The organism is Lactococcus sp. FSL W8-0209 (assembly GCF_038006585.1).
Taxonomy (GTDB): Bacteria; Bacillota; Bacilli; order Lactobacillales; family Streptococcaceae; genus Lactococcus; species Lactococcus lactis.
On record NZ_JBBOVN010000001.1, the window covers coordinates 97918 to 120649 of the forward strand.

21 protein-coding genes and 1 pseudogene are annotated in these 22732 nt (G+C 35.1%); 2 read left to right on the forward strand and 20 right to left on the reverse strand.

The features are described from left to right. Positions 1 to 92 precede the first annotated feature (92 nt). From MKX45_RS00570 to rlmH, 20 genes and pseudogenes are all read right to left on the reverse strand, one after another. Positions 93 to 935 (reverse strand): metal ABC transporter substrate-binding protein, encoded by an 843-nt coding sequence (locus MKX45_RS00570; RefSeq protein ID WP_015427160.1) that lies wholly within the window; start codon positions 933 to 935, stop codon positions 93 to 95. Next, on the reverse strand, positions 932 to 1369 hold the full coding sequence (locus tag MKX45_RS00575; protein WP_010906313.1) for a zinc-dependent MarR family transcriptional regulator: 438 nt from the start codon (positions 1367 to 1369) through the stop codon (positions 932 to 934). Before MKX45_RS00575 ends, MKX45_RS00570 begins: the two co-directional genes overlap by 4 nt. Before the next feature lie 81 nt (positions 1370 to 1450). Then, positions 1451 to 1735 (reverse strand): competence type IV pilus minor pilin ComGG, encoded by a 285-nt coding sequence (gene comGG, locus MKX45_RS00580; RefSeq protein WP_057720548.1) that lies wholly within the window; start codon positions 1733 to 1735, stop codon positions 1451 to 1453. Positions 1736 to 1773: 38 nt separating this feature from the next. Then, complete coding sequence (gene comGF, locus MKX45_RS00585) at positions 1774 to 2220, reverse strand: competence type IV pilus minor pilin ComGF (protein ID WP_057720549.1); 447 nt, start codon at positions 2218 to 2220, stop codon at positions 1774 to 1776. Next, positions 2183 to 2479 (reverse strand): competence type IV pilus minor pilin ComGE, encoded by a 297-nt coding sequence (comGE, locus tag MKX45_RS00590; protein ID WP_015427164.1) that lies wholly within the window; start codon positions 2477 to 2479, stop codon positions 2183 to 2185. Before comGE ends, comGF begins: the two co-directional genes overlap by 38 nt. Further along, positions 2451 to 2882, reverse strand: coding sequence for a competence type IV pilus minor pilin ComGD (gene comGD / locus MKX45_RS00595; RefSeq protein WP_340816710.1), 432 nt, complete (start codon positions 2880 to 2882; stop codon positions 2451 to 2453). Before comGD ends, comGE begins: the two co-directional genes overlap by 29 nt. Continuing rightward, positions 2842 to 3225 (reverse strand): competence type IV pilus major pilin ComGC, encoded by a 384-nt coding sequence (gene comGC, locus MKX45_RS00600; protein ID WP_080651958.1) that lies wholly within the window; start codon positions 3223 to 3225, stop codon positions 2842 to 2844. Before comGC ends, comGD begins: the two co-directional genes overlap by 41 nt. A 13-nt stretch (positions 3226 to 3238) precedes the next feature. Next, entirely contained in the window at positions 3239 to 4312 is a 1074-nt protein-coding gene (comGB, locus tag MKX45_RS00605; protein WP_080619357.1) for a competence type IV pilus assembly protein ComGB, read from the reverse strand. After that, positions 4206 to 5144: pseudogene (gene comGA / locus MKX45_RS00610) on the reverse strand (competence type IV pilus ATPase ComGA). Before comGA ends, comGB begins: the two are co-directional and overlap by 107 nt. A 269-nt stretch (positions 5145 to 5413) precedes the next feature. Continuing rightward, a complete protein-coding gene (locus tag MKX45_RS00615) occupies positions 5414 to 5755 on the reverse strand; it encodes a hypothetical protein (protein WP_240664866.1) in 342 nt (113 codons plus the stop codon). Between the two features lie 421 nt (positions 5756 to 6176). Then, positions 6177 to 11093, reverse strand: coding sequence for a PolC-type DNA polymerase III (locus MKX45_RS00620; RefSeq protein ID WP_057720552.1), 4917 nt, complete (start codon positions 11091 to 11093; stop codon positions 6177 to 6179). A gap of 171 nt (positions 11094 to 11264) precedes the next feature. After that, positions 11265 to 11801, reverse strand: coding sequence for a hypothetical protein (locus MKX45_RS00625; RefSeq protein ID WP_057720553.1), 537 nt, complete (start codon positions 11799 to 11801; stop codon positions 11265 to 11267). A gap of 5 nt (positions 11802 to 11806) precedes the next feature. Beyond that, complete coding sequence (locus MKX45_RS00630; RefSeq protein ID WP_057720554.1) at positions 11807 to 13138, reverse strand: NAD(P)/FAD-dependent oxidoreductase; 1332 nt, start codon at positions 13136 to 13138, stop codon at positions 11807 to 11809. Positions 13139 to 13153: 15 nt separating this feature from the next. Continuing rightward, positions 13154 to 15004, reverse strand: a complete 1851-nt coding sequence (locus MKX45_RS00635; RefSeq protein ID WP_057720555.1) for a proline--tRNA ligase — start codon at positions 15002 to 15004, stop codon at positions 13154 to 13156. Between the two features lie 69 nt (positions 15005 to 15073). Continuing rightward, positions 15074 to 16360 carry an RIP metalloprotease RseP gene (gene rseP / locus MKX45_RS00640; RefSeq protein ID WP_340816711.1) on the reverse strand — a complete coding sequence of 429 codons (1287 nt, stop codon included), beginning with the start codon at positions 16358 to 16360 and terminating at the stop codon, positions 15074 to 15076. An 18-nt stretch (positions 16361 to 16378) separates the two neighbouring features. Beyond that, positions 16379 to 17182 carry a phosphatidate cytidylyltransferase gene (locus MKX45_RS00645; RefSeq protein ID WP_003130590.1) on the reverse strand — a complete coding sequence of 268 codons (804 nt, stop codon included), beginning with the start codon at positions 17180 to 17182 and terminating at the stop codon, positions 16379 to 16381. Beyond that, a complete protein-coding gene (locus MKX45_RS00650) occupies positions 17182 to 17916 on the reverse strand; it encodes an isoprenyl transferase (protein ID WP_003130589.1) in 735 nt (244 codons plus the stop codon). The genes MKX45_RS00645 and MKX45_RS00650 overlap by 1 nt, the downstream gene beginning before the upstream one ends. Before the next feature lie 373 nt (positions 17917 to 18289). Next, positions 18290 to 18622, reverse strand: coding sequence for a preprotein translocase subunit YajC (gene yajC / locus MKX45_RS00655; protein WP_003130588.1), 333 nt, complete (start codon positions 18620 to 18622; stop codon positions 18290 to 18292). Positions 18623 to 18716: 94 nt separating this feature from the next. Continuing rightward, complete coding sequence (locus tag MKX45_RS00660) at positions 18717 to 19415, reverse strand: DNA alkylation repair protein (RefSeq protein ID WP_340816712.1); 699 nt, start codon at positions 19413 to 19415, stop codon at positions 18717 to 18719. A gap of 18 nt (positions 19416 to 19433) precedes the next feature. Next, positions 19434 to 19913, reverse strand: a complete 480-nt coding sequence (gene rlmH, locus MKX45_RS00665; protein WP_003130585.1) for a 23S rRNA (pseudouridine(1915)-N(3))-methyltransferase RlmH — start codon at positions 19911 to 19913, stop codon at positions 19434 to 19436. A 375-nt stretch (positions 19914 to 20288) separates the two neighbouring features. On the opposite strand from rlmH, the gene MKX45_RS00670 reads away from it, so the two are divergent. Both MKX45_RS00670 and MKX45_RS00675 read left to right on the forward strand, forming a co-directional pair. Next, entirely contained in the window at positions 20289 to 21515 is a 1227-nt protein-coding gene (locus tag MKX45_RS00670; RefSeq protein ID WP_012898631.1) for a S1C family serine protease, read from the forward strand. A gap of 125 nt (positions 21516 to 21640) precedes the next feature. Continuing rightward, positions 21641 to 22639 (forward strand): glycosyltransferase family 4 protein, encoded by a 999-nt coding sequence (locus MKX45_RS00675; RefSeq protein WP_015427177.1) that lies wholly within the window; start codon positions 21641 to 21643, stop codon positions 22637 to 22639. Positions 22640 to 22732 lie beyond the last annotated feature (93 nt).

Sequence of the window (22732 nt, forward strand, 5' to 3'; positions counted from 1 at the left end):
CGTTCATGAGAACGAGAGTTTCAAGGAGTTTTATGAAAAGATTTTTTGGAAGAAATTCATTATAAATCCTTCATCTTAATTTTTCCTTAAACTCACTTGATAGTTTTCTTTAAAGCAGTCAAATTATCTTGCATCAGTGTGAGATAATTGTCACCATTTTTTTTCTGCTCGTCAGATAATCCTTCAACAGTATTGATACCAATAAGGTTCGCCCCTACTGATTTTGCTAAAGTCTCAGCAATTTTACTGTTAGCATTTCCTTCAAAATAAACATTTTTTAGTCCTGCTTTTTCCATTTCAACTTTTAAATTAGCTAGCGTTGATGCTGAAGGTTCTACTTCTGGATCCAATCCAGCAATCGCAATTTCTTTCAAACCATAATCACGACTTAGATAAGCAAAAGCTTCATGTTGTGTAATAAATGTTTTTTGTTTAGCATCTTTCAAAGTATCAAATTCACTGTCTAGCTTCTTCAATTTAGCGACATAACTCGCTGCATTTTTTTCAAAAGTTGCTTTATCATCTGGGAATTTTTTCCCAAGCTCAGAGGCAATGGTATTAACTTCAATAATTGCTTGCTTTGGACTAATCCAAGTATGAGGGTCACCAGATATCTTATCAACATCCTTGCTGGCTTCGATTTTAATCCCTTTATTATTTACTTTTTTGGCCCATTTTTCAAGGTCATTAGAATTGTAAACAATAGCTTCAGCATTTGTCATTGTCGCAACTTGCTTTGCACTTGGTTCAAATTCATGAACTTCCTGATTAGCAGGGACAATATTTTCGACATCGACTTTGTCACCAACAATTGCCTTCGTAAACTCATACATTGGCTCAAAAGTCGTGACAACTTCTGGCTTACTGGCTGATTTTTGACAACCTGCCAAGAGTAAAACTGCTGGAATAGCAAGTAACATCAATATCTTTTTCATTGAAATTCCTCCGTAAGTGCTGATAAGAATTTACTTATCACTTCTTGTTCTTCGTCAGTAAATTTGTTCCCTAATTCCTGGTAAGTACTCAGAGTTTTCTCGTGATGAGTAGCATGCTCCTTAGCAACCGGAACCGCTTTTTCTGTCAAGCTCCAAAGGACCACGCGTTCGTCATTTGTGGCTCGACTTGATTTAATTAGTTCTTGCTCTTGTAATTTCTTTAGGGCTTTAGTTACTGCTGCTGGAGAAATCTTTAGTTTTTCTGCAATTTTAGCATTTGTCGATATTTGTTCTGCCAAAAGCATTAAAATATGTTCTTGTGTGCTCGTTAGTTTCACATCACTTTCACACTTACCAAGTAATATTTCATGCTTATTTTCTGCAAATTGCATGATTGTCCCAAGAAACTGGTCGATTTGATTTGCTAAACTCATCGTATTTCGTCCTCCATAATTAGTTTACTGGTTAATTATATAGCAAAGAAAAAACAATGTCAACCAGTTAACGTTATTTTTTTAATTTTTTATTTGAAAGCTTGTGCCATCTTTTAGATGGATACTAAATTGATAAGTTTTTTCATCACTTGAATGGTCAGTAATTTTTGAACTGGCTGACGAATCTGTCAGTAAATTGTAGGACAAATCTCCTGAATCAAAATGAATTTGACCTTGAGATTTTAAATCAGTCTTTAAAGCTACTGACACCATTAATTCAGCTGTTAACTGCTCCTTTTCACTTCTTAATTGTCGAGCATCATCTATTTGCCTTTCCAAATAGAACTGAAGAAACATTGAAAACATCAATAATAAGACTAGCGTATATAGAAGTATTCCTCCTCTTACGTATCTTCTGGAAATTGATAGATAAATGTTCTTTCACCTCCTTGATTAAAATCAATTCTTATGGTTATTAAATTTTTAGTAGCTTGAATCTTAGCCGCTTTTATATCATAAAGCATTGGCTGATAACCCTGACCTTTGTCATCAGTCTTCCGGAAATCATCACTCCTAAAACCAAACCTTAGTTTTTTATCTTTAGTTACATACAGAAAATTCTGTTCTACCCTATCTAATTTTGTTCCTGAGAGTTCAAAACGCATTTGCTGACAGAAAATTTGCCAATCTTTTATGCTATCACTTTGACTAATCTCTACTTGTTCTTTCAACATCTTTGTTAAACCTGAGATAACAAGGACTGAACCAGAAATTGCAAGAAGTGCCACCAAACACTCCAACAAGGTAAATGCTTTAACTTTGAAGTTCAAGTCGCATAATTTCCTTTCCATGATTACTAATAATCAGTAAATTTTGGTTTTCTTTTATCTTTATATCTGAACCGTTGATTGATAATTCTGTTAAGTGACTTTCAATCGCCATTTGTGCCACGTTTAAAGCTTCAATCTTTTGATTTTCTTCCGTATCTTTTTGTCTTACTTGCACAAGAGAACTTAAGATAAAGCTGACTAGAAAAGCGAGTAGAGCTATACTAATTAAACTTTCCAAAAGCAAATATGCCTTAACTGATTTTCTTTTTAAATTTTCCACTGCCTATCTCCAATTGATAAGTGATGAGCTTTTTTTCGTAAGGTAAAGAAATTGTGAGTTTTTGTAAGCTAGAATTCTCTCCCTTATCATCAAATTTAACTGTAAAAACTTTAACTGCTACCTCCTTTGGAATTGTGATACTTCTATCTTCACAGATTAATTCTTGATTTTTAGCAACTAAACTTTCAGATTTTTGAAGCAGTGCAGCATCTTCTTGACTCCTTTTATAGAAATTTTCAAATTGAAGAACAAACAATTCTCCCTTAAAAAGATGGACTGTTTGTATTATTTCTAAAGAAAAAAGAGTTGCGCTAAAAGAAATAATCAACAAAACTAGAAGAGACTCTAGTAAAGTAAATGCTCTAGTCATTAAAATTTCGTTCTTCATTTTTATTCTGATCATAGTAATTATCGTAAGCAGAAATTTGTTTTTGAGTAATCATCCCAGCGCTGAGCAATTCTGACAGAGTCGGCTTCTCATCATCATGATCTAATTCATAAAGTTGGGCTTGACTTTCTACTACTTTTACAACTGCCGCTTCTCCAGTTTTTTGAACTTGTGATTTTTCTTTAATTAAATTTGGAACAAATAGTAATATCAAAATACTAATAATAGCTAGTACAATTAACATCTCTATCAAAGTAAAAGCTTTTAGCTCTTTCTGACGGCATTTTTTTTCACAAATTTTAACGAATAAAAATATTTTTTGTATTTTCTTTAAAATAAACTTCTTTGTTCTTTCCATTTTTTCATCCTTTCTATATTCCCGAACCCATATTTGAATAGATGGGGAGTAACATGGCTGCATATAGCAAAATAATCATCAATGCTACAAAAATAAAAACAAGAGGTTGGATTAATTGCATTAAACGATCTATCTTTGTAAAAAATTGTTCCCAACATTCATCCGCATAAAGCGAAAGCTCTAAGCCTAATTTATCTTTAATAGCTCCATATTCAATCATTAATGAGAGCTCGGGTAAAAAAAGCGCAAGTTTACTGACAGCTTGTTCAAAAGACCGACCAGCATTCAATTCTAAATCAAGATTCTTGCCAACTTCTGAAAAAATTCGACTTTTTTGTTTTTTCATCAAGTTAATAATTTGACGTAATTCGACACCTTGAGCAATTAGATTTCCCCATTCTCTTGCAAAGTAAGCTGTTAAATATAAACGGATAAAAGAATGAACCAGAGGTAATTTAACAAGAAATGTAAAATTCATTATTGCTGATTTTCGTTTAAAAAGAGTTACTGACAAAGCTGTCAGTAAAAATATAAAAGCTCCAAACGAAAAAAATACTAAGGGTAAATGATTAATCAATAGAGTAGCAAAGTTACTGCCACTATTGAGTTGTGGTAGTAAATAATTTTTTAAGCCCCACATAATTCCAACCAGAAAAATTAATAACAATATTGGATAAGTAGCAACTTCCACTAATTTATTTTTAACTTTAAGCTGTTTTTTTAGATGAAGTTCAACCAATTGCATCGTCCCTGACAAGTTACCATGCACTTCTACCAAAGCAAGTTGTGTCACCACATTTTTAGAAAATGAAAGACTTTCTAAAAGCTCTGATAAAGCTTGACCAGAAGCGAGACCTTCTTTCATTTTCAATGTAAATTCTTTTTCCACAAGTTTTGATAAAGATAAGAAATTTATCACTTCTCCTAAATTAAATCCACTATTCAAAAGATTTCCCATCAGTTGGATAAGTTTGGCTTGTTTAATCAGTCTTAATTTTTTCCCTCTTGGCTTCAGTAGGTGTGAGATATCCATTTGTAAGTAGCTGATCAATTTTTTTATTCCAATTTTCTGATGACCAAGACTCAAATTCGTTTTTGGCAATGTCTAATACTCCTTTCCCAGCTATTAAACGCTGATAAACAACACTTGATAAAGCATTTTTTATTTCCCAATGACTTAAACCCAGCTCTGATAATCTCTGAATGACACCTCTAACAGAAGCGGCATGAACGGTTGAAAACACTGTATAACCTGTCAAACTAGCCCGTAAAACTGCTTGAGCGGTCAATTTATCACGAATTTCACCAACGATTAACAAATCTGGGCGATGCCTCAGTGATAATTTAATTAATTCATCATAACTATTACCAATGACTTCGTTGACTTGTAACTGAATAAAATCGGAATCAATCAACTCAACGGGTTCTTCAATAGTGATAACTTGTAAATCTGTAAAATGACGACGAGCTAAATCAAACATTAAAGATGTTTTGCCCGAGCCTACTGGACCGGCAAAGAGATGCAATCCTCTTTTACAATCATAATTCTCTAGCTCTTCATCAAACCAAAAATCAAGTTATTTGTTTTGATCATGCAAGAGACGTATTACTAAGGATTCATTACCCTCGAAATCCCCCACTGTTGAAAGACGCAAACGTTTTGCATTACTTTCCTCTATTTCATACCAACAAGCTCCCAATTGAACTCGTCTGCGTTCTCCTGTATTCATCCCAGCTAGAAACTTAAAGTGAGTAAGTAGTGCTAAGCCAACTTCTAACCCAATTTCTTCTACCAGAACACGCGCTGTCATTTGTCGAAAATAAAGTTTATACTTTTCTTTTGAAGCAATCAGATAAATATCTGATGCACCTCTATCAATTGCTCTTTGAATTAATTCTTTTGCCATTTTTGGTATCATACTAGACTATACGCAAATAATCAGTTAATGTAACAAAAAAGCCGAAAATTTTTCGACTTTTATTTCTTAGGATTATCATAATTCAACCTTTAACCTCTTATTAAAATCAAATATTTTATACCTTTTTCCGATACCAAACCGACCTCAACTCCCTCTTTTATCCTTTTTTAAGCGAATAAACATTACGAGACCTATAATCAACAGTATCAGTGTCAAAAGCAATAAGAAAGATGAAACACCTATTATTTTTATTAAATTATTTATCATCCTTATTTATCTTTATTTTTATTATCTAAAATGATTCTACTAATTGCACTAAAAATCACAACTCCGAGAAGCACTTTGATTATGATGCTGGCAATAGGATTTAAGTGAAAAAATATTTGCAAAATAACCGCTACGACTACCATAGAAGTCATTATAATTTTGTAGCCATTTATTTTCATTGCCATTGTACCCCATACTACTGCTCTAGACCCCATAAGTGGTGCAAACTGTGGTGATGAATTAAAGACAACACCACCTGGTATAAATCTACCTACAGTTAGTCCAAGAACTCCTAAAGCTGCTTGTGCAGCTCTAACAGGAACATAAACCCCAGCAATAACCAAGCCTGCTCCCACAGCCAATTGGACATCTGACCTATTCAGCCCTATTCTAAATCCATACCAGTAAACGTGCAGGTAAGTTGAACCATACAAGTAGAATTGCTAGACTTGAAAGGATCAGATTTTTTTAAAATTTGACATAATTTTGCTCTCCTTTTTGAAATGCGATGCAAGTCAGTAGAGAGTTTGCATCGCTGTTATAGCGAAGTTTTTTCTTCCAAGATTTTTAATCCTCCTTATATCATTCTGAGTGAGCGACACTCATGATTCATGAATCATTTCTTGTTTTCTAAACTGATTATATCAAATCAAAATACCCAAAAAGGCCTTTTCCGAAATCTCGGAAAAAATTTTTTTATTTTTATTAATAATAAAAAAAAGGAGGCTTAAAGCCTCCTTTTCTCTATTTTTAATATTAGATTTATCAAAAGAAATCATCAAATAGACTTAATTGATTATCATCAGGCATTCCTTCAAGAACACCCATATTGGTCATGTTTTCAATAATTGTTTGTGAAACACCACCACGCTTACGAAGTTCCATTTTACTTAAAAATTCACCTTCAGCACGCGCTGCAACGATTTGTTTTGCTACGTTTTCACCCAATCCGTCCATTGTTACAAATGGCGGAATTAAAGTATCACCATCAATAACAAACTCAGTAGCCTCTGAGCGATAAAGGTCAATTTTACCAAAAGTGAAACCACGCTCTAACATTTCATTACAAAGCTCTAAAGTCGTATAAAGGTTAGTTTCAACATTTGTTGCATCAAAACCTTTATCTTTAATTTCTTTCATTTTGGCTTTGACTGCTTCAAGGCCTGCTCCCATTACCCCAATATCAAAGGCAGTTGCTCTAATAGAGAACCATGCACAATAATACAATATTGGATGATGAACTTTGAAATAAGCTACCCGTAAAGCCATCATAATATAGGCTGCCGCATGGGCTTTAGGGAACATATATTTAATCTTTGAACAAGACTCAATGTACCATTCAGGAACATCATGTTCTCGCATAGCTTCTACATATTTTTCACGTTCTTCGGCGGGAATTTTATTCCACATTCCCTTACGCACCCGTTCCATAATTGTAAAAGCAAGACCGTTTTCTAGCCCCTTATGAATAAGATACACCATGATATCATCCCGACAGCCAATAACGCTCGATAAGTCGGCAATCCCTGAACGAATTAAATCTTGAGCATTTCCTGACCAGACGTCCGTCCCGTGTGAAAGTCCAGAAATTTGTAGTAAATCTGCGAAGTTTTTAGGTTTGGCTTCGGCAATCATGTTCATTGAGGTGAAAGTTCCCATTTCAGGGATTCCCAAAGTTCCTAATTTTACCCCTAACTGTTCTTCGGTCAAGCCCAAAGATTCTGTCCCAGTGAAAAGCTTCATCACTCCTGGGTCATCCATTGGAATATCTTGAGGAACAATACCAGAGAGACTTTGTAATTTTCGAATCATCGTAGGGTCATCATGTCCAAGGATGTCAAGTTTTAAGATATTGTCATGAATGGCATGGAAATCAAAGTGAGTCGTTTGCCATTCGGCATTAACATCATCGGCCGGAAATTGAACAGGAGAAAAATCATAAACATCCATATAATTTGGAATAACGATAATCCCACCTGGGTGCTGTCCTGTTGTTCGTTTAACACCAGTTGAGCCAGCAGCTAAGCGGTCAATTTCTGCATTTCCATAAAATTGATCATAATCACGTTCATATCCTTTGACAAAACCAAAGGCTGTTTTTTCAGCAACCGTACCAATTGTTCCTGCTCGAAAGGCATAATCTTCACCAAAGATATCTCGAACGTCCAAGTGAGCAAGGGGTTGATCATCCCCAGAGAAGTTCAAATCGATATCGGGAACTTTGTCTCCCTTGAAACCTAAGAAAGTTTCAAAAGGAATATCATGCCCATCTTTGATGAGTTTATGATCACATTTAGGGCAATTTTTATCTGGCATGTCATAACCAGAACCGAAAGATCCATCATCATAGCATTCAAAATATTGACATTCTGGGCAACGATAATGTGGAGCTAAGGGATTTACTTCGGTAATCCCAATCATTGTTGCAACAAGTGATGAACCAACAGAACCCCGTGAACCAACGATATAGCCTCGGTCATTAGAACGTTTTACAAGTTCTTGTGAAATAATATAAACAACCGAGAAACCATTTCCTAAAATCGATCGAAGTTCTTTTTCAAGTCGTGCGTCAATAATATCTGGCAATGGATTACCATACCACTCATGTGCTTTTTCATAAGTTAAGCGAACAATCCGTTCCTCGGAAGTTTCTCCTCCATCAAAAACCATCTTAGGTGTATATAAATCATCCCGAACTGGAGTCAATACATCAAATTCATCGGCCAATTTTTGCGTATTGTCAATGACAATTTCACGCGCGGTCTTCTCATCAAGAAAACTAAAGGCTTCAAGCATTTCATCAGTTGTTCTAAAATGAGCTTCGGGTAATGGAAGAGGTTTGGCATGTTCCCCGTGTCCTTGAGTCCAGTTAATTTCAGCTCCAAGACCAAGTGAGCGAACAATAATTTCTCGATAAATAGCATCTTCTGGGTTCAAATAATGTAAATTACCTGTGGCCAGAACTGGCTTGCCTAAAGTCTTACCAATTTTTATCAAATCTTTAAGCGTTTGTTCCAATTCTTTTTCTGATTTGAAAGAACCACCAACAACAAGTGAACGATAAAGAGCTGGTGGAAATACTTCGATAAAATCATAAAACTTGGCGATTTCAAGCGTTTCTTCAAATGTTTTATTGATTGCCGCATCAAAAACTTCACCAATTTCGCAGGCCGAACCGACCAACAATCCTTTACGGTTGGCTTCTAAAACCGAACGTGGAACCCGAGGAAGACCAGCATAATATTTAACATTCCCAAAACTAACAATTTTAAAGAGATTTTTTAAACCTTCTTGTGTCTTAGCATATAAAGTCACGTGTTTTGGACGAACTTTTTTATAAGAATCTTCACTGACCAATTTGTCATTAAGTTCTAAAAGACTTGTCCATCCTGTATTTCTAGTACGTAATTCTTCCAAAAATACAAAGAGCAAACGTCCGGTTGCTTCCGCATCAAAGTTGGCCATATGGTGATGTTCAAGTCCGATTTGGAATTTCTTAGTCAATTGACCCAAACCAAAACGTTTCATTTCTGGGTAGAGATTACGGGCAAATTCAAGGGTATCAACCACTGGTTGCGTGATAATCGGCAAACCATTTCGTGAATAGTTCATATTCATGAAGCCCACGTCAAATGTTGCATTGTGGGCAACAAGAATTGTTCCTTCACAAAACTTTTGGAATTTTGTTAGAACTTCATATAATGGTTTGGCATTTTTGACATGGTCATCTGTAATTCCGGTTAATTCTGTTGTAAATTCGCTCAAACGATATCCTGGATTGATAAATTCATCAAATTCATCAATTGGATTTCCTTTGTGCATTTTTGTTGCCGCAATCTGAATCAAATCATTATGAACTGCCGAAAGTCCTGTTGTTTCTACGTCGAATACAACATAAGTTGATTCATACATATCAACGTCAGTTTCATTGTAAACAATCGGAATTTCATCTTCAACAAGATTGGCTTCGACGCCATAGATAATCTTGATGCCATTCTTCTTTCCAGCCGAGTGAGCCTCAGGGAAAGATTGCAAACCACCATGGTCAGTAATTGCAATAGCTTTATGTCCCCATTTAGCAGCCTGAGCAACCAAACTAGAAGCAGAAGGAATGGCATCCATTTGACTCATATTAGTATGCGCGTGAAATTCAACACGTTTTTCATCTGATTTGTCTTCACGAACATTTTGTGTCGGAATTTCAATCAAATCGGTCAATTGTAGGACTAAATCATTTTTGAAATTGTCCCGTTGAACATTCCCGCGGACGCGACACCATAGTCCCGCTTTAATTTGTTTGGCTAGCTGAATTTCTTCTTCGCCACGTAGCCATTTCTGAACATAAAAACTTGAAGTGTAATCAGTCATCTCAAATTCAAGAAGGTAACTAATATTTCCTGTTTTACGTGATTTAATTTCACGGAGTTCGCCTTTAAAGACATATCCTTCAAAAACAACTGGTCCGTTAGTCGAAAATTCACTGACAGAACGCATCGGAGTGACGGGTTCATTATTTTTGATTTCGCGACCTAATTGAATTTTATCTGATTTTACAGCTTTGATTTGAAGAGCAACACGGTCAATGGTTGGTTTAGGTTTAATTTCCACAACCGCATTAGCGGTCATCACCAAATCATCTTTGTATTTGTCATGTTCAATATTTCCTTGTACACGCAACCAAAGAGCATCAGATAAGCTGTCAGTAAAATTATTTTCTCCATCAGTACGGTCAGCTATAATTTTTTCATTCATAGCTTTGACAGTATTGACAATTTGATCAAATTGGGCAATTTCTTCATCCTTACGCCCCCATTTTGAAATCATAAAAGTTGAAGTTTCATCAGCCATTTTTAATTCTAAAATATGGTTGACTTTGCCTGATTCTTTTCCCGTAAACTCACGGTGTGCGGCTTCAAAAACAAGCCCCTCAAAAATAACGCCAAAACCTTCTCCAGCAATAAAAGACATGCTGGTAATTGGACTTTGTCCGCTGATTTTTCGGCCAAAGAAAATACCGTCAGAAAGTGCTGTTTCCACAAATTCTGGTTTTGCTTCTCTGGTATTTTTGCTTTCCCGTTCTTCTGAACGTTGTTTTTTGATTTCAGAAATTTGGGCTTGTTCTGCAGTTTGAGCCGCCAAGCGAGCCGCAACTTTTTCAGCGTGAGCAGCTGCTTGCGTTTCTGTCAGCTCCTGGTCAACTAGAGGGGTTATTCTTAATTCTCCAAAACCGAAAGACTTAAATTTTTCCTCTAGAATTGGAAAATATTTCTCCACAAAAAAATCCATTTGCGGATTATCTTCCACCATTAAGTGAATTTTTTCTTCTTCCTTTTCAAGATGATATTTCTTAAAAATACTTGAAAAAGCAGAATCGCATAATTCTGGAAGTGTAAGTGCAAATTGATAATAATCGTTAAGATTTTGCTCATCAATATTTTGATTTCGACTGCTGACAGAAATTTCTGTACGAGCAATTGTCGAAAAAGCAGTTTCCGTCAGTTCTGTCAGTAATTTATATGTATCAATTGGTAAAATCTCATCAAAAATTAACTGAAAGTGCCAGAGCTTACTTGCCGTGTGCACTTCAACATTTTCAATATCAGCATGCTCAAATTGGCTAGAACGACGCAAATTTGGTGGCATTTTGATTTGTTCCATCAATTTTTCAAACAGATTTTCCATGTTTTTTGACCCTTTATCTTATTTTTTCTATCCTTAGCAAATAGAATTTCATTTCTCATTATAGCATAAAAAAATGTTGCTTTTCATACTTTTTTAAGAATAAAATAACTGACAAAACTGTCAGTTATTTTATTTTAAAATTAATAGTTACTGACAGAGCTGTCAGTAAAACTATTTACCAGTTGAGCGATTTTCTTCATCCATTTCCCAAAAATAGAGTGCTTCTTCTACTGTCTGTGCTTCGCCACGTTTCATATAGCGAATCATATGACTGACAGCTTCTATTGTTTTAAATTGTGTGGGAATTCGTCGAAAATGATTTAATTCTGTCTGAATTTTTTCTTCATCTTCTTTAAGTTTGTTCAAATCAGCATTTAAAGATTTCATTTTTAGAGAACTTTCACCCTCTAAAGCTAATTTTTCTTTAAATTTTTTGGAATCATATCTGAACAAAAGACAAAAAATGAATAAATAGACAACTGAAATCACCAACAAAAGAACTAATGACAACTTTAAAAATATTCCTACTCCTAAAATAATAAGAAGAAGTGCTAATTTTAAAATCAATGATAGAGTTTGATGAGTATGAATTTTTTGCTTATCAGAGTGTTCAGCAAAAGATTCAATGCTTTGTTGAACTTTCTGCAAATCCTCAAGTAAGTGAAGCACTTTTTGACAATAAACTATCTCTTTATTAGTCGTTTCCACACAATCTACCTTTCATTCTCCCTTACTAGTCGAGCTAATATGCGATTAAGACCACGAGGATCTTTGTAGCCATGTTCAAAATAAAAGTCTGTGAACTCAATATCCTCAATTTTTAATTCTTGTTGAATAGCAAGTGAGAAAATATTGACGTACTCTGCCATATCGCTCGTTTTTCCAATACATTGTAAACCAAGAATTTGATGAGTACGTCTCTCATAAATCATCCAAATATTACTTGGTGAATGTCCGTCTAAGTGTTCATTTAGTAAATGAACCGCATCTGCATCATAACCAGCATCAACTGCCTGTCTTATTGTAATCCCAGTCATAGCCATCACTAAATTATTCATTGGAACATGATAAGTTCCCTGACTACTATTAATTTTTTGGCGAGGAGCAAGTAAATTAATCGCCGCAATTTCACCATCGCGAACAGCATCCGAAGCATGTGGCAGATAATAGCTTTTTTCCAACAAATTAACATAAGTCGTTGAAACATCTCCGACAGCAAAAACATCTGAACAAGAGGTTTGCATGTATTCATCAACAATAACCGCTCCGCTATCTCCTAACTCAACTTGTTGATTCAGAAGATAAGAATTAGGCCGAAAACCAATCGTAAAGATTACTCCATCAACAGGAATTTTCTGACCATTTGCTGTTTGAATGATTGTATTTTCTTCGTCAAACCCAATTTCTGTCACTTCTGTATTTAATAGAAGACGCGTTCCCTCTGCATTCATCCAACTTTCCAATAAATGACTTGCTGGTTCATCAAGATAATCGTTTAAAAGATTTTTATTGCGATGAATGAGTGTTGTCTGAATTCCTCTTTCTTGGGCAATCCGAGCAACTTCAACTCCGGTCATTCCACCACCAATTACTGCAATATTTTTGGCTGTTTTCAGAAATTCATCTGTTTTTATTGCATCATCCATACTTTTTAAAAAGTAAAGTTTGCTTTTTTTATCAAAAGGAACAGAGGTCATTGCCGGATAAGAACCCGTAGCAAAAATCAATTTATCATAGAGAGCTAGTTTCGTCTTTTTGGAATTGACTCTCCGATAAAATAGCCGTTTATTTTTGGTATCAATCTCTTCAACCACCGTTTCCATTTGCATGTTTAAACCAGCAGCTTTTAGTTCTTCTACCGAAGAATAACTAGATTGATTAAGGACAGATTTTTGACCCGCCAGATAAGAAATAATTCCTTGAGAAACAAAAGAAACCTGATTACGCTTATCATAAAGCGTAATTTCGGCTTCTGGGTATTCTTCAAGCGCCCGTAATCCGGCACAAATTCCGGCGTGGGAGCTTCCAACAATAACAATTTTCATAGTAAATCTCTTTTATTATTTACTTAAAATTTCAATGGTATTGACAAGTTCATCTTTATTAATTTCAACAACTTCACCTGTCGCACGAATTTTAACTTCAACAACACCCTCAGCAGCTTTTTTACCGATTGTCACACGAACTGGCAAACCAATCAAATCGCTGTCAGCAAATTTAACACCTGCACGTTCATTGCGGTCATCTACTAAGACTTGATAACCTTTGCCACGCAATTTTTCTTCAAGTTCAGAAGTCAATTCCATTGCTGCTTCATCTTTAACATTAACTGGAACAAGATGAATATCAAATGGTGCTAATTCTTTAGGGAAATTAATTGACCAGCTAAATTTAAATTCTTCTCTTGGCGTTTTTTCAACATAGATACGAGCAAATTGTTCCAAAATAGCTGAAAGCAAACGACTTACACCGATTCCGTAACAACCCATGAGCATTGGAATTGAACGACCATTCGCATCAAGAATATTGGCATTCATCGCTTCTGTATAGCGAGTTCCTAATTTAAAGATATGTCCAATTTCGATACCACGCGCAAATTTCAAAGTTCCACGGCCATCTGGTGAAATTTCACCTTCATTAACTGTACGTAAATCAACAAACTCTTCAACTTCAAAATCACGGCCAAAGTTAGCATTTTTATAATGGAAACCATCAACGTTAGCTCCAACTACAGCATTTTTAATTTGTTCAACTTTGCGGTCAGCAATAATCTTGACATTTTCAAGTCCGATTGGTCCAAGTGAACCAAAATGTGCTCCAAATTTTTCTTCAACTTCTGCTTCACTGGCAGCTTCAATAAATGATGCTCCAAGATAATTGGTCAATTTGACTTCGTTGAGTTGGTCATTACCATTTAACAAAATAACCACTAATTCATCATCTGCGTGATAAACCAATGTTTTAACTGTTTGTTCTTCATCAATTTCAAGGAATTTTGAAACTTCATCAATTGTTTTAGCACTTGGTGTTGCTACTTTTTCAAGTTCAAGTTCTTCAGTATAAGCTACATTTGGTTCAAATTGACTGCTGGCCATTTCAATATTTGCCGCATAATCACCACCTTCAGCGTAGACAATTGTATCTTCACCAGCAATCAACCATTTGCCAAGTTCTTCTTTGATTTCTGAAAGGACAGAATCTGGAATTTCTTCGATTGATGTAATATTTTTACTCAAAACGAGCCATTTTTCAAGATTGATTCTATCATCTGTAATAGCAATAAATTCTTGGCTATCTTTACCACCCATTGCTCCAGCATCGGCAATAATTGGTTTAAAATTTAAGCCAGCACGTTCAAAGATTTTTTCGTAGGCTTTTTTGTAATCATTATAAGTCTCGTCCAATGAATCTTGGTCAGCATGGTAGCTATAACCATCTTTCATCAAGAACTCACGACCGCGCAATAGTCCATAACGTGGACGTTTTTCATCACGGAATTTTGGAGCAATTTGGTAAACATTAAGTGGTAATTTTTTATAAGAAGTAATTTCATCACGGACAAGAGAAGTCATTGTTTCTTCATGTGTTGGTCCTAAAATAAAATCAGAATTATCACGGTTTTTTAATTTATATAAATCCTCACCATATGTGTCATAACGGCCAGATTCGCGCCAAAGGTCAGCTGTCAAAAGACTTGGAGCAAGAAGTTCTACTGCACCAATTTCGTCAAACTCTTCACGCATGATATTTTTCAACTTTTCAAGTACGCGGTTTGCTAATGGCAAGTAAGCATAAATTCCTGCTGAAACTTGACGAACATATCCTGCGCGCATAAGTAAAGCATGGCTGATAACCTGGGCATCAGAAGGCATTTCCCGAAGGGTTGGTATAAGCATTTTTGATTGTTTCATAATTTTAAAATTTCCTTTATGAGTTTGGTTCAGCTTCTTTCCTTTTGAAATAGAAGACGAATAGATATATTAATTTACAAAGGCTCGGAGAATATCATTCCATGTTACTGCTACAAAGAGCACAAGCATGAAGACAACTCCTACCATTGTGATGATTGATTCCTTTTCTTGTGAGAGTGCTTTGCCACGAATTGCTTCAATAATATTTAGGACAATTTTTCCACCATCAAGTACTGGAATAGGAAAAAGATTGACAATCCCTAAATTAATTGAAAGCATAGCTAAAAGATTAATAATCGTCGGCAAACCTGCTCTCGCGGCTTGGCCACTGAGTTGATAAATAGCAACTGGACCACCAAGTTTATCAAGACTCGGTCGTGCAATCAAACTTCCTAAAGCTTTAAAGATTGCTGTAGCTGATTGGCCTGCTTGAACAAAGCCACCTGTAATCTTATCAAAGAAACCTGTTTTCATTGATTGCATAATGCCAACACGGTAACTTCCGTCCATTTTTTTAGGTGTAACTGATAAGGTTTCCGATTTGCCTGAACGGCTAACTTCAAGTTTTAATTCTTTTCCTTTAGAACCTGAAATTTCAGTAACAACATTGTTCCAATCTGCCGTTTTAGTTCCATTGACTGCTTCAATTTTATCACCAGCTTTTAAGCCTGCATTGTAAGCGGGTGTTCCTTTTTCAACTTGGCCAATAGCATTAGTAGTTGAAGGAACGCCTCCTTGAACAAAGGTTAGAACGATAAAAGCGATGATTCCTAAAATAAAGTTATTCAAAGGACCACCGAAGTTTGTCAATATTTTATGAAAGACACCGGCTGATTGATATTGAACATCGAGTGGTGCAATCCGAACTTCTGTTCCATCTTCTTCAATGATTGTTGCATCATGATCAACAGAATAACGTTTGATTTCCCCAAAAACTTCTCCTTCAATGAAAAGTTCTTTTTCAAAATCATATTCAGTAATCAACATCGGAATTGCTTCTTCTAATTCAACATGTTCTGACAGATTAATTCTTCTGACGATATTACTGACAGAATTTTCAGCTTCTGGATTTACTACTTCAGATTTACTGACAACAAGACTTGCAGCTTGTCCTTTTTTGATTTCAGTCTTGTCATCACCCCAACCAGCCAAACGAACATAGCCACCGAGTGGAAGAATTCTTATCGTGTAAAGTGTCCCATCTTTTGCTTGGTGAGCAAAAATTTTCGGACCCATTCCAACGGCATATTCACGCACTAAAATTCCTGAACGTTTTGCCCACCAAAGATGGCCATATTCATGGATAGCGACAATAATACCAAAGATAATAATAAAAGTAATCAGTGTTTTTATCAATCGACTTCCTCCTTAAAATTAGAATAGTCCAAGTAGATGCATAATCGGGAAAACAAAAATTAAATTGTCAAAGCGGTCAAGAATTCCACCATGACCTGGTAAAATTTTACCTGAATCTTTTACGCCAAAATGACGTTTAATACTTGATTCCACAAGGTCACCAATCTGACCAACCACTGAAAAGATAATTGTAAAGATAACAAGTTTCACAAAGCCAATTTGCGGCAATTCCTTAGTAAATAAGAAATACATGACTAAGGCAACAACAACGGCTGAAACAATTCCTCCAACTGAACCGACCACTGTTTTATTTGGTGAAACAGATGGCAAAAGTTTTTGTGGAAAGCGGTCTTTAAGCGAGCGGCCAAAAGCATAGGCCCCAATATCTGTCGCCCAAACGATAAATAGAGCTAAAAAGACAATATAAACACTTGTTTGACGTGCTGTCAGTAAATTTTGAAAACCAATCCCTACATAGAAAGCCGAAAGAAAAGGAAAACCAACATCAACAAAAGAATATTTCCCGTTTGAAAGGACCATTCCTGTTAACATCATGAATAAAAAGAGTGTAAAGAGCATCACTCCCCCGTCAGCATTTAGACCTAACCAATGTTTACCGACTGGCAAAGCAAGTGACAAAGCAGCTAAAGTCGCTAAAATTCCTTCAAATGAAAAAACTTGTAATTTATACATTCTAAATAGCTCTTGCATTGCAATAATAACAAGCAAAGCAACTAAAATTTGAAAGTAAGCTCCTCCAAGAAGCAAGAGGGCTAAAAAGATTCCTCCCGCAACCACTCCTGTGATAATTCGTTGCATCATTATTTGACTCCTCCATATCTGCGGTCACGCTTTTGAAAAGCAGAAATAGCTTTGTCCAATTCTTTATCATCGAAATCTGGCCAAGCAGTTTGCGCAAAATATAATTCACTATAAGCTGACTGCCAAGTCAAGAAATTAGACATTCTTTGTTCACCAGATGTTCTGATAATCAAGTCTGGATCCCGAAGATTTTCAGGCAAAACAGCAGTTTGTAGATGTTTTGACAACTCTTCTTCTGTCAGTAAACTTAAATCCTGACCACTTTTAGCAAGCTCTTGAATGGCTAAAATAATATCACGACGGCCACCATAATTCATTGCAAAATTCAAAATCATTCCGTCATTTTCAGAAGTTTCTTGAGCCGCACGGTCAATTGAATCTAACGTTGCTTTTGGCAAACCTTCGCGTTCACCAATCATCCGAATCTGTATATTTTCTTCTTTTAAAACTGGAACATATTTGCTATAAAAATCGATAGGTAAACTCATGATGAATTTCACTTCATCAACTGGTCTTGTCCAATTTTCTGTGGAAAAAGCATAAACAGTCATCACTTTTATGCCACGTCTCGCACCATGAACAGCAACATCTTTTAGCGAATCCATTCCTGCTTTGTGTCCAAAGATTCGTGGTTTCCCTTTCTGCTTAGCCCATCGTCCATTACCATCCATGATAATTCCGATATGCTCTGGAAGTAATTCTTCTTGCTCTTTATTTTTTAAGTTATTAAACATAGTACCTCACATGAGAATTTTATGCAAAAAATATTTATCATAAATTCACCATTATGCTCTTTGGTTATTAAAGTTTTATTTACCCCAAAGACTCTAAGAAAGAAATTCTCTTCTTCTTATTTTTTTCTTTATCAATTTATTCAAAAACTTTCTCTACTGTTTTTTCAAAAAAGACAGTATTACTTTTCCATTTTACCATATTTTAATATAGATTTGTATCTCAAATTTTATTGGTCAGTAATCATAAGTTATTCTATTTGCTAAAATCAACTGACAGATAAATCTGTCAGTAAAATATTTTATAAAAAAATCCTGTCAGTAACTGACAGGAAAATAAATTAAATCTATTTTCTCATTAAATGTAGAAAAGAGATTAGTTTTCTTCAATTGGGCTTTCCACTTTTGTTTCGGCCGGTGTTTCTTCAACAACAGTTGTTTCTGGTGTTACACCACTTTTTACAGTTTTTACGGCTGCACGGTCGAAAGTCAAAATCACACCTTCACAATCAAGTTCAATTGTTCCTTTTGCTGAATCAATGCTTGAAAGAATTCCGTGCAATCCACCAATTGTTACGATTTCTGAACCTGGTTGCATTGCATCCAATTGTTCTTGGCGTTTAGATTGTTGTTTCTTTTGTTGACGGTTCATGAAGAACATCATCCCACCCATAACGACAACGATAAAAATAAGAGATAAGCCTGACATTTCTGTCTCCTTTATAAGTTTTATTCAAATTTAAGTTCATTTTCGAACATTCTTCTTATTCTATCATAGTTTGAAAACTCTGTCAAATCAAGCTTTAGAGATGTTTACTTGCTTCTCGAATTGAAAGTTTCGCCATTTTATTTTCATGTTCTTCAATAAATTTTATGACCCAAGCAGAATTTGTTTTTGCCAAATCTCGCAAAGCCCAACCTATTGCTTTCGTAATAAAAAATTCATCAGCAAAAGAACTACCTAAAAGATTTTTTTCAATATTATATGAAAGTAATTCTAAATCTGTTTGATTTTTAAAGCTTAATTGACAGTCAATTGCAATTCGTCGAATCCAAAAATTTTCGGCTTGAGCCCATTCTTTTACGAGAGTCTTGACCTGTTCATAAGCAGTTGAGTCATTTTCGGTCGCTTGTTTACGACCTGTCAGTAAAAGTTGACCAACCAATTCATCTAAAGCGTCAACCGTATCCCACCATGATTTACTGACAGTCAATTTTTTTATCTTTTCCATGTCATCAAAAATAAGCCATTTCTTCATTTGATGAAGATAATCTAAAGCCAGATATTGAAATTCACGCTCAGGCAAATTCCAAAATTCGAAAACAAGCTTCCAATCAATTTTCTTATCTGCCTTTTTTTCCTTTAGAAAATCTTTTGCCAAAAGACGTCTTTCTGGCGTTTTTAAACCAATAAATTCAAACTGGTGACGCAAATATGCTGCTTGTTTTTCAGCATTTTCTTCATTCTTATGTTGGCGAATCTCTTCTATAATATTAATCATTTCATTCCTTTCAAATTTTTACTTATGATAAGCCGAACCTCGATTAATCATTTGTGCCCGATAAATTTGTTCTACTAAAACCAGACGCATCAGTTGATGAGGGAGTGTCATTCGCCCAAAAGAAATTTGCAAATCACTTCGTTGATAAACTTCCTTTGAAAGTCCTAAAGAACCTCCAATTACAAAAACAAGATTTCCTGTTCCGTAAACTTCAGCTTTCTTCACAAAATCAGCCACTTCCTCTGATGACATTAATTTTCCTTGAATGGCTAAAATCGCTAACTGATCTCCTGCTTGAATCCGTGATAAAATTTTCTCACCTTCACGTTTTTTCAATGCCTCTGCTTCTTTTTCGGAAGCATTATCTGGAATTTTTTCATCTGCTAGCTCAATAATTTCAAGTGGCAGCATCGTTCCCATTCGTTTAACATATTCAGCAATTCCATCTTTTAAATACTTTTCTTTAAGTTTTCCAACAACTACTAATTTAATCTTCATTTTTATTTTTCTCTCTAAATTAAAACTTTATTACTTAAAAATTAACAACTTTTCCACAGTTTTTTGATTACTTTTACACTTTCAGGAATAAAAACATTTATAAATTCTTAAATTTATTTTATAATTTTACCCTTTTCCCCCATTGAAAACAAGATGAAAACATGATTTATCAACATTTTTTTACTTTTTTCCACTTTTCTGTGGAAAACTTTATTAAAATATCCACTTATCCTCATTAATTTTAAGATTATCCACAAAAATGTGGAGAAACTATATTAGTTTGATTTTTGTTACTATTAAGGTATTATTAAGTGAGAGTAGATATAATTACATCATAGAAATGCTACAAAGAGTAATAATTGAAAGGAATTATTTATGGCAAAAGCTAATATAGGAAAATTGCTATTAACAGGTGTCGTGGGCGGAGCCATCGCACTTGGAGGAAGTGCAATCTATCAAAGCACTACAAATCAATCGGCAAATAATAGTCGCTCAAATACAACTAGTACAAAGGTTAGTAACGTTTCGGTAAATGTCAATACCGATGTTACCTCTGCAATTAAAAAAGTTTCAAATTCTGTCGTTTCTGTTATGAATTATCAAAAAGATAACTCACAAAGTAGTGACTTCAGTTCAATTTTTGGTGGAAATAGCGGTTCAAGTTCATCGACTGATGGCTTACAGCTTTCTAGTGAAGGCTCTGGTGTCATCTACAAAAAATCTGGTGGAGATGCCTACGTTGTAACTAACTACCACGTTATTGCTGGTAATAGCTCACTTGATGTTCTGCTTTCTGGTGGACAAAAAGTCAAAGCTTCTGTGGTTGGTTATGATGAATACACGGACCTTGCTGTTCTTAAAATCAGTTCTGAACATGTCAAAGATGTGGCGACATTCGCTGATTCTAGTAAATTAACAATTGGTGAACCTGCCATTGCCGTTGGCTCACCTTTAGGTAGTCAATTTGCTAACACTGCAACTGAAGGAATTTTATCTGCAACAAGCCGTCAAGTGACTTTGACCCAAGAAAATGGTCAAACAACTAATATCAATGCAATTCAAACAGATGCTGCCATTAACCCTGGTAACTCTGGAGGGGCTTTGATTAATATTGAAGGACAAGTTATTGGAATTACTCAAAGTAAAATTACAACAACTGAAGACGGTTCTACTTCTGTCGAAGGTTTAGGATTTGCGATTCCTTCTAATGATGTCGTAAATATCATTAATAAACTTGAAGCGGATGGTAAAATTTCACGCCCTGCTTTAGGTATCCGAATGGTTGACCTTTCACAATTATCAACAAATGACAGTTCACAATTGAAATTACCAAGTAGTGTAACAGGTGGGGTTGTTGTTTACTCCGTCCAATCTGGACTTCCTGCTGCCTCAGCTGGTTTGAAAGCTGGAGATGTAATTACAAAGGTTGGCGATACAGCAGTAACTTCTTCAACAGACTTGCAAAGTGCTCTTTACTCACACAATATCAATGATACAGTAAAAGTTACTTATTATCGTGATGGTAAATCAAATACAGCAGATGTTAAACTTTCTAAATCAACCAGTGACTTAGAAACAAGCAGTTCATCTTCTTCTAATTAATAACTTAATAATTTAATAAAAGTCTTCTGTAAATAGAAGACTTTTTTCATACTAAAGTCTGAAATTTTTAAAAATAATAAATTTCCATTTTTCTTTTATTGATTTATGGTAAAATAAAGTTAAGCATGAAAATTTTACTTTACTTAGAAGCCGAACAATTTTTGAGTCATTCAGGAATTGGTCGTGCAATGAAACATCAACAACGCGCCCTTGATTTAATGGGCATTGACTGGACAAAAAATCCTGAGGATGATTATGATATCCTCCATTTAAATACTTATGGCTTTAGCAGTTGGAAAATGTTAAAGAAAGCAAAAAAAGCTGGAAAAAAAGTAATCTTTCATGGTCATTCGACCAAAGAAGATTTTCAAAATTCCTTTATTGGCTCAAATATTGCTGCTCCTTTCTTTAAACAATATTTAATGCACTTTTATCGTGCTGCTGATTTAGTCATTACACCAACTGATTATTCTGCTAGTTTGCTCCGTTCTTACGGAATTAAATGTCCAATCTTACCTATTTCAAACGGAATTGATTTGACTAAATATTCTCGAAGTGAAGCCAAAGAGAAAGCCTTCCGTGAGTATTTTTCACTAACAGCTGACCAAAAAGTTGTCGTGACAGCTGCCCTTTATTTTAAACGTAAAGGGATAGATGATTTTATTAAAGTGGCTGAAAGAATGCCCGATGTGACTTTCATTTGGTTTGGTTATCAAAATCTTTGGACTATTCCTGGTTGGATTCGTCGAATTGTTAAGAAAAATCATCCGAAAAATGTTCTTTTCCCAGGTTATATCAAGGGAGATATTTTTGAAGGAGCTATGTCTTCTGCAGATGCCTTCTTTTTCCCTTCTCGAGAAGAAACTGAAGGAATCGTTGTTCTTGAAGCACTTGCTAGTCACCAAAAAACTGTCGTTCGAGACATCCCAGTTTATCATGGCTGGCTTGATTCAACTTGTGTAAGTATGGCAACAGATGTTGAAGGTTTTGTCAATCAACTTCAGGATGTTTTAGATGGAAAGGTTGACAAGACAAAAGAGGCTTATCAAGTAGCTGAAAGTCGGACAATTGAAAAAGTTGCCCAACAATTAGCTGATGCTTATCAGCAAACTTTAGAACTTTAATTTTTAAAAATTACTGACAGAAAGAAAAAGTAGTTGCTGACCAAGCTGTCAGTAAAATTTTCTTACTAAAATTTTTGTCAGTAAAAAAATAAA

Bases quoted from the DNA above. Each gene is read 5' to 3' on its own strand.
- MKX45_RS00570 (WP_015427160.1), bottom strand. From the start codon at position 935: ATGAAAAAGATATTGATGTTACTTGCTATTCCAGCAGTTTTACTCTTG.
- MKX45_RS00575 (WP_010906313.1), bottom strand. From the start codon at position 1,369: ATGAGTTTAGCAAATCAAATCGACCAGTTTCTTGGGACAATCATGCAA.
- comGG (WP_057720548.1), bottom strand. From the start codon at position 1,735: ATGTTTTCAATGTTTCTTCAGTTCTATTTGGAAAGGCAAATAGATGAT.
- comGF (WP_057720549.1), bottom strand. From the start codon at position 2,220: ATGGAAAGGAAATTATGCGACTTGAACTTCAAAGTTAAAGCATTTACC.
- comGD (WP_340816710.1), bottom strand. From the start codon at position 2,882: ATGATCAGAATAAAAATGAAGAACGAAATTTTAATGACTAGAGCATTT.
- comGC (WP_080651958.1), bottom strand. From the start codon at position 3,225: ATGGAAAGAACAAAGAAGTTTATTTTAAAGAAAATACAAAAAATATTT.
- MKX45_RS00620 (WP_057720552.1), bottom strand. From the start codon at position 11,093: ATGGAAAATCTGTTTGAAAAATTGATGGAACAAATCAAAATGCCACCA.
- MKX45_RS00630 (WP_057720554.1), bottom strand. From the start codon at position 13,138: ATGAAAATTGTTATTGTTGGAAGCTCCCACGCCGGAATTTGTGCCGGA.
- MKX45_RS00635 (WP_057720555.1), bottom strand. From the start codon at position 15,004: ATGAAACAATCAAAAATGCTTATACCAACCCTTCGGGAAATGCCTTCT.
- MKX45_RS00645 (WP_003130590.1), bottom strand. From the start codon at position 17,182: ATGATGCAACGAATTATCACAGGAGTGGTTGCGGGAGGAATCTTTTTA.
- MKX45_RS00650 (WP_003130589.1), bottom strand. From the start codon at position 17,916: ATGTTTAATAACTTAAAAAATAAAGAGCAAGAAGAATTACTTCCAGAG.
- yajC (WP_003130588.1), bottom strand. From the start codon at position 18,622: ATGTCAGGCTTATCTCTTATTTTTATCGTTGTCGTTATGGGTGGGATG.
- MKX45_RS00660 (WP_340816712.1), bottom strand. From the start codon at position 19,415: ATGATTAATATTATAGAAGAGATTCGCCAACATAAGAATGAAGAAAAT.
- rlmH (WP_003130585.1), bottom strand. From the start codon at position 19,913: ATGAAGATTAAATTAGTAGTTGTTGGAAAACTTAAAGAAAAGTATTTA.
- MKX45_RS00670 (WP_012898631.1), top strand. From the start codon at position 20,289: ATGGCAAAAGCTAATATAGGAAAATTGCTATTAACAGGTGTCGTGGGC.
- MKX45_RS00675 (WP_015427177.1), top strand. From the start codon at position 21,641: ATGAAAATTTTACTTTACTTAGAAGCCGAACAATTTTTGAGTCATTCA.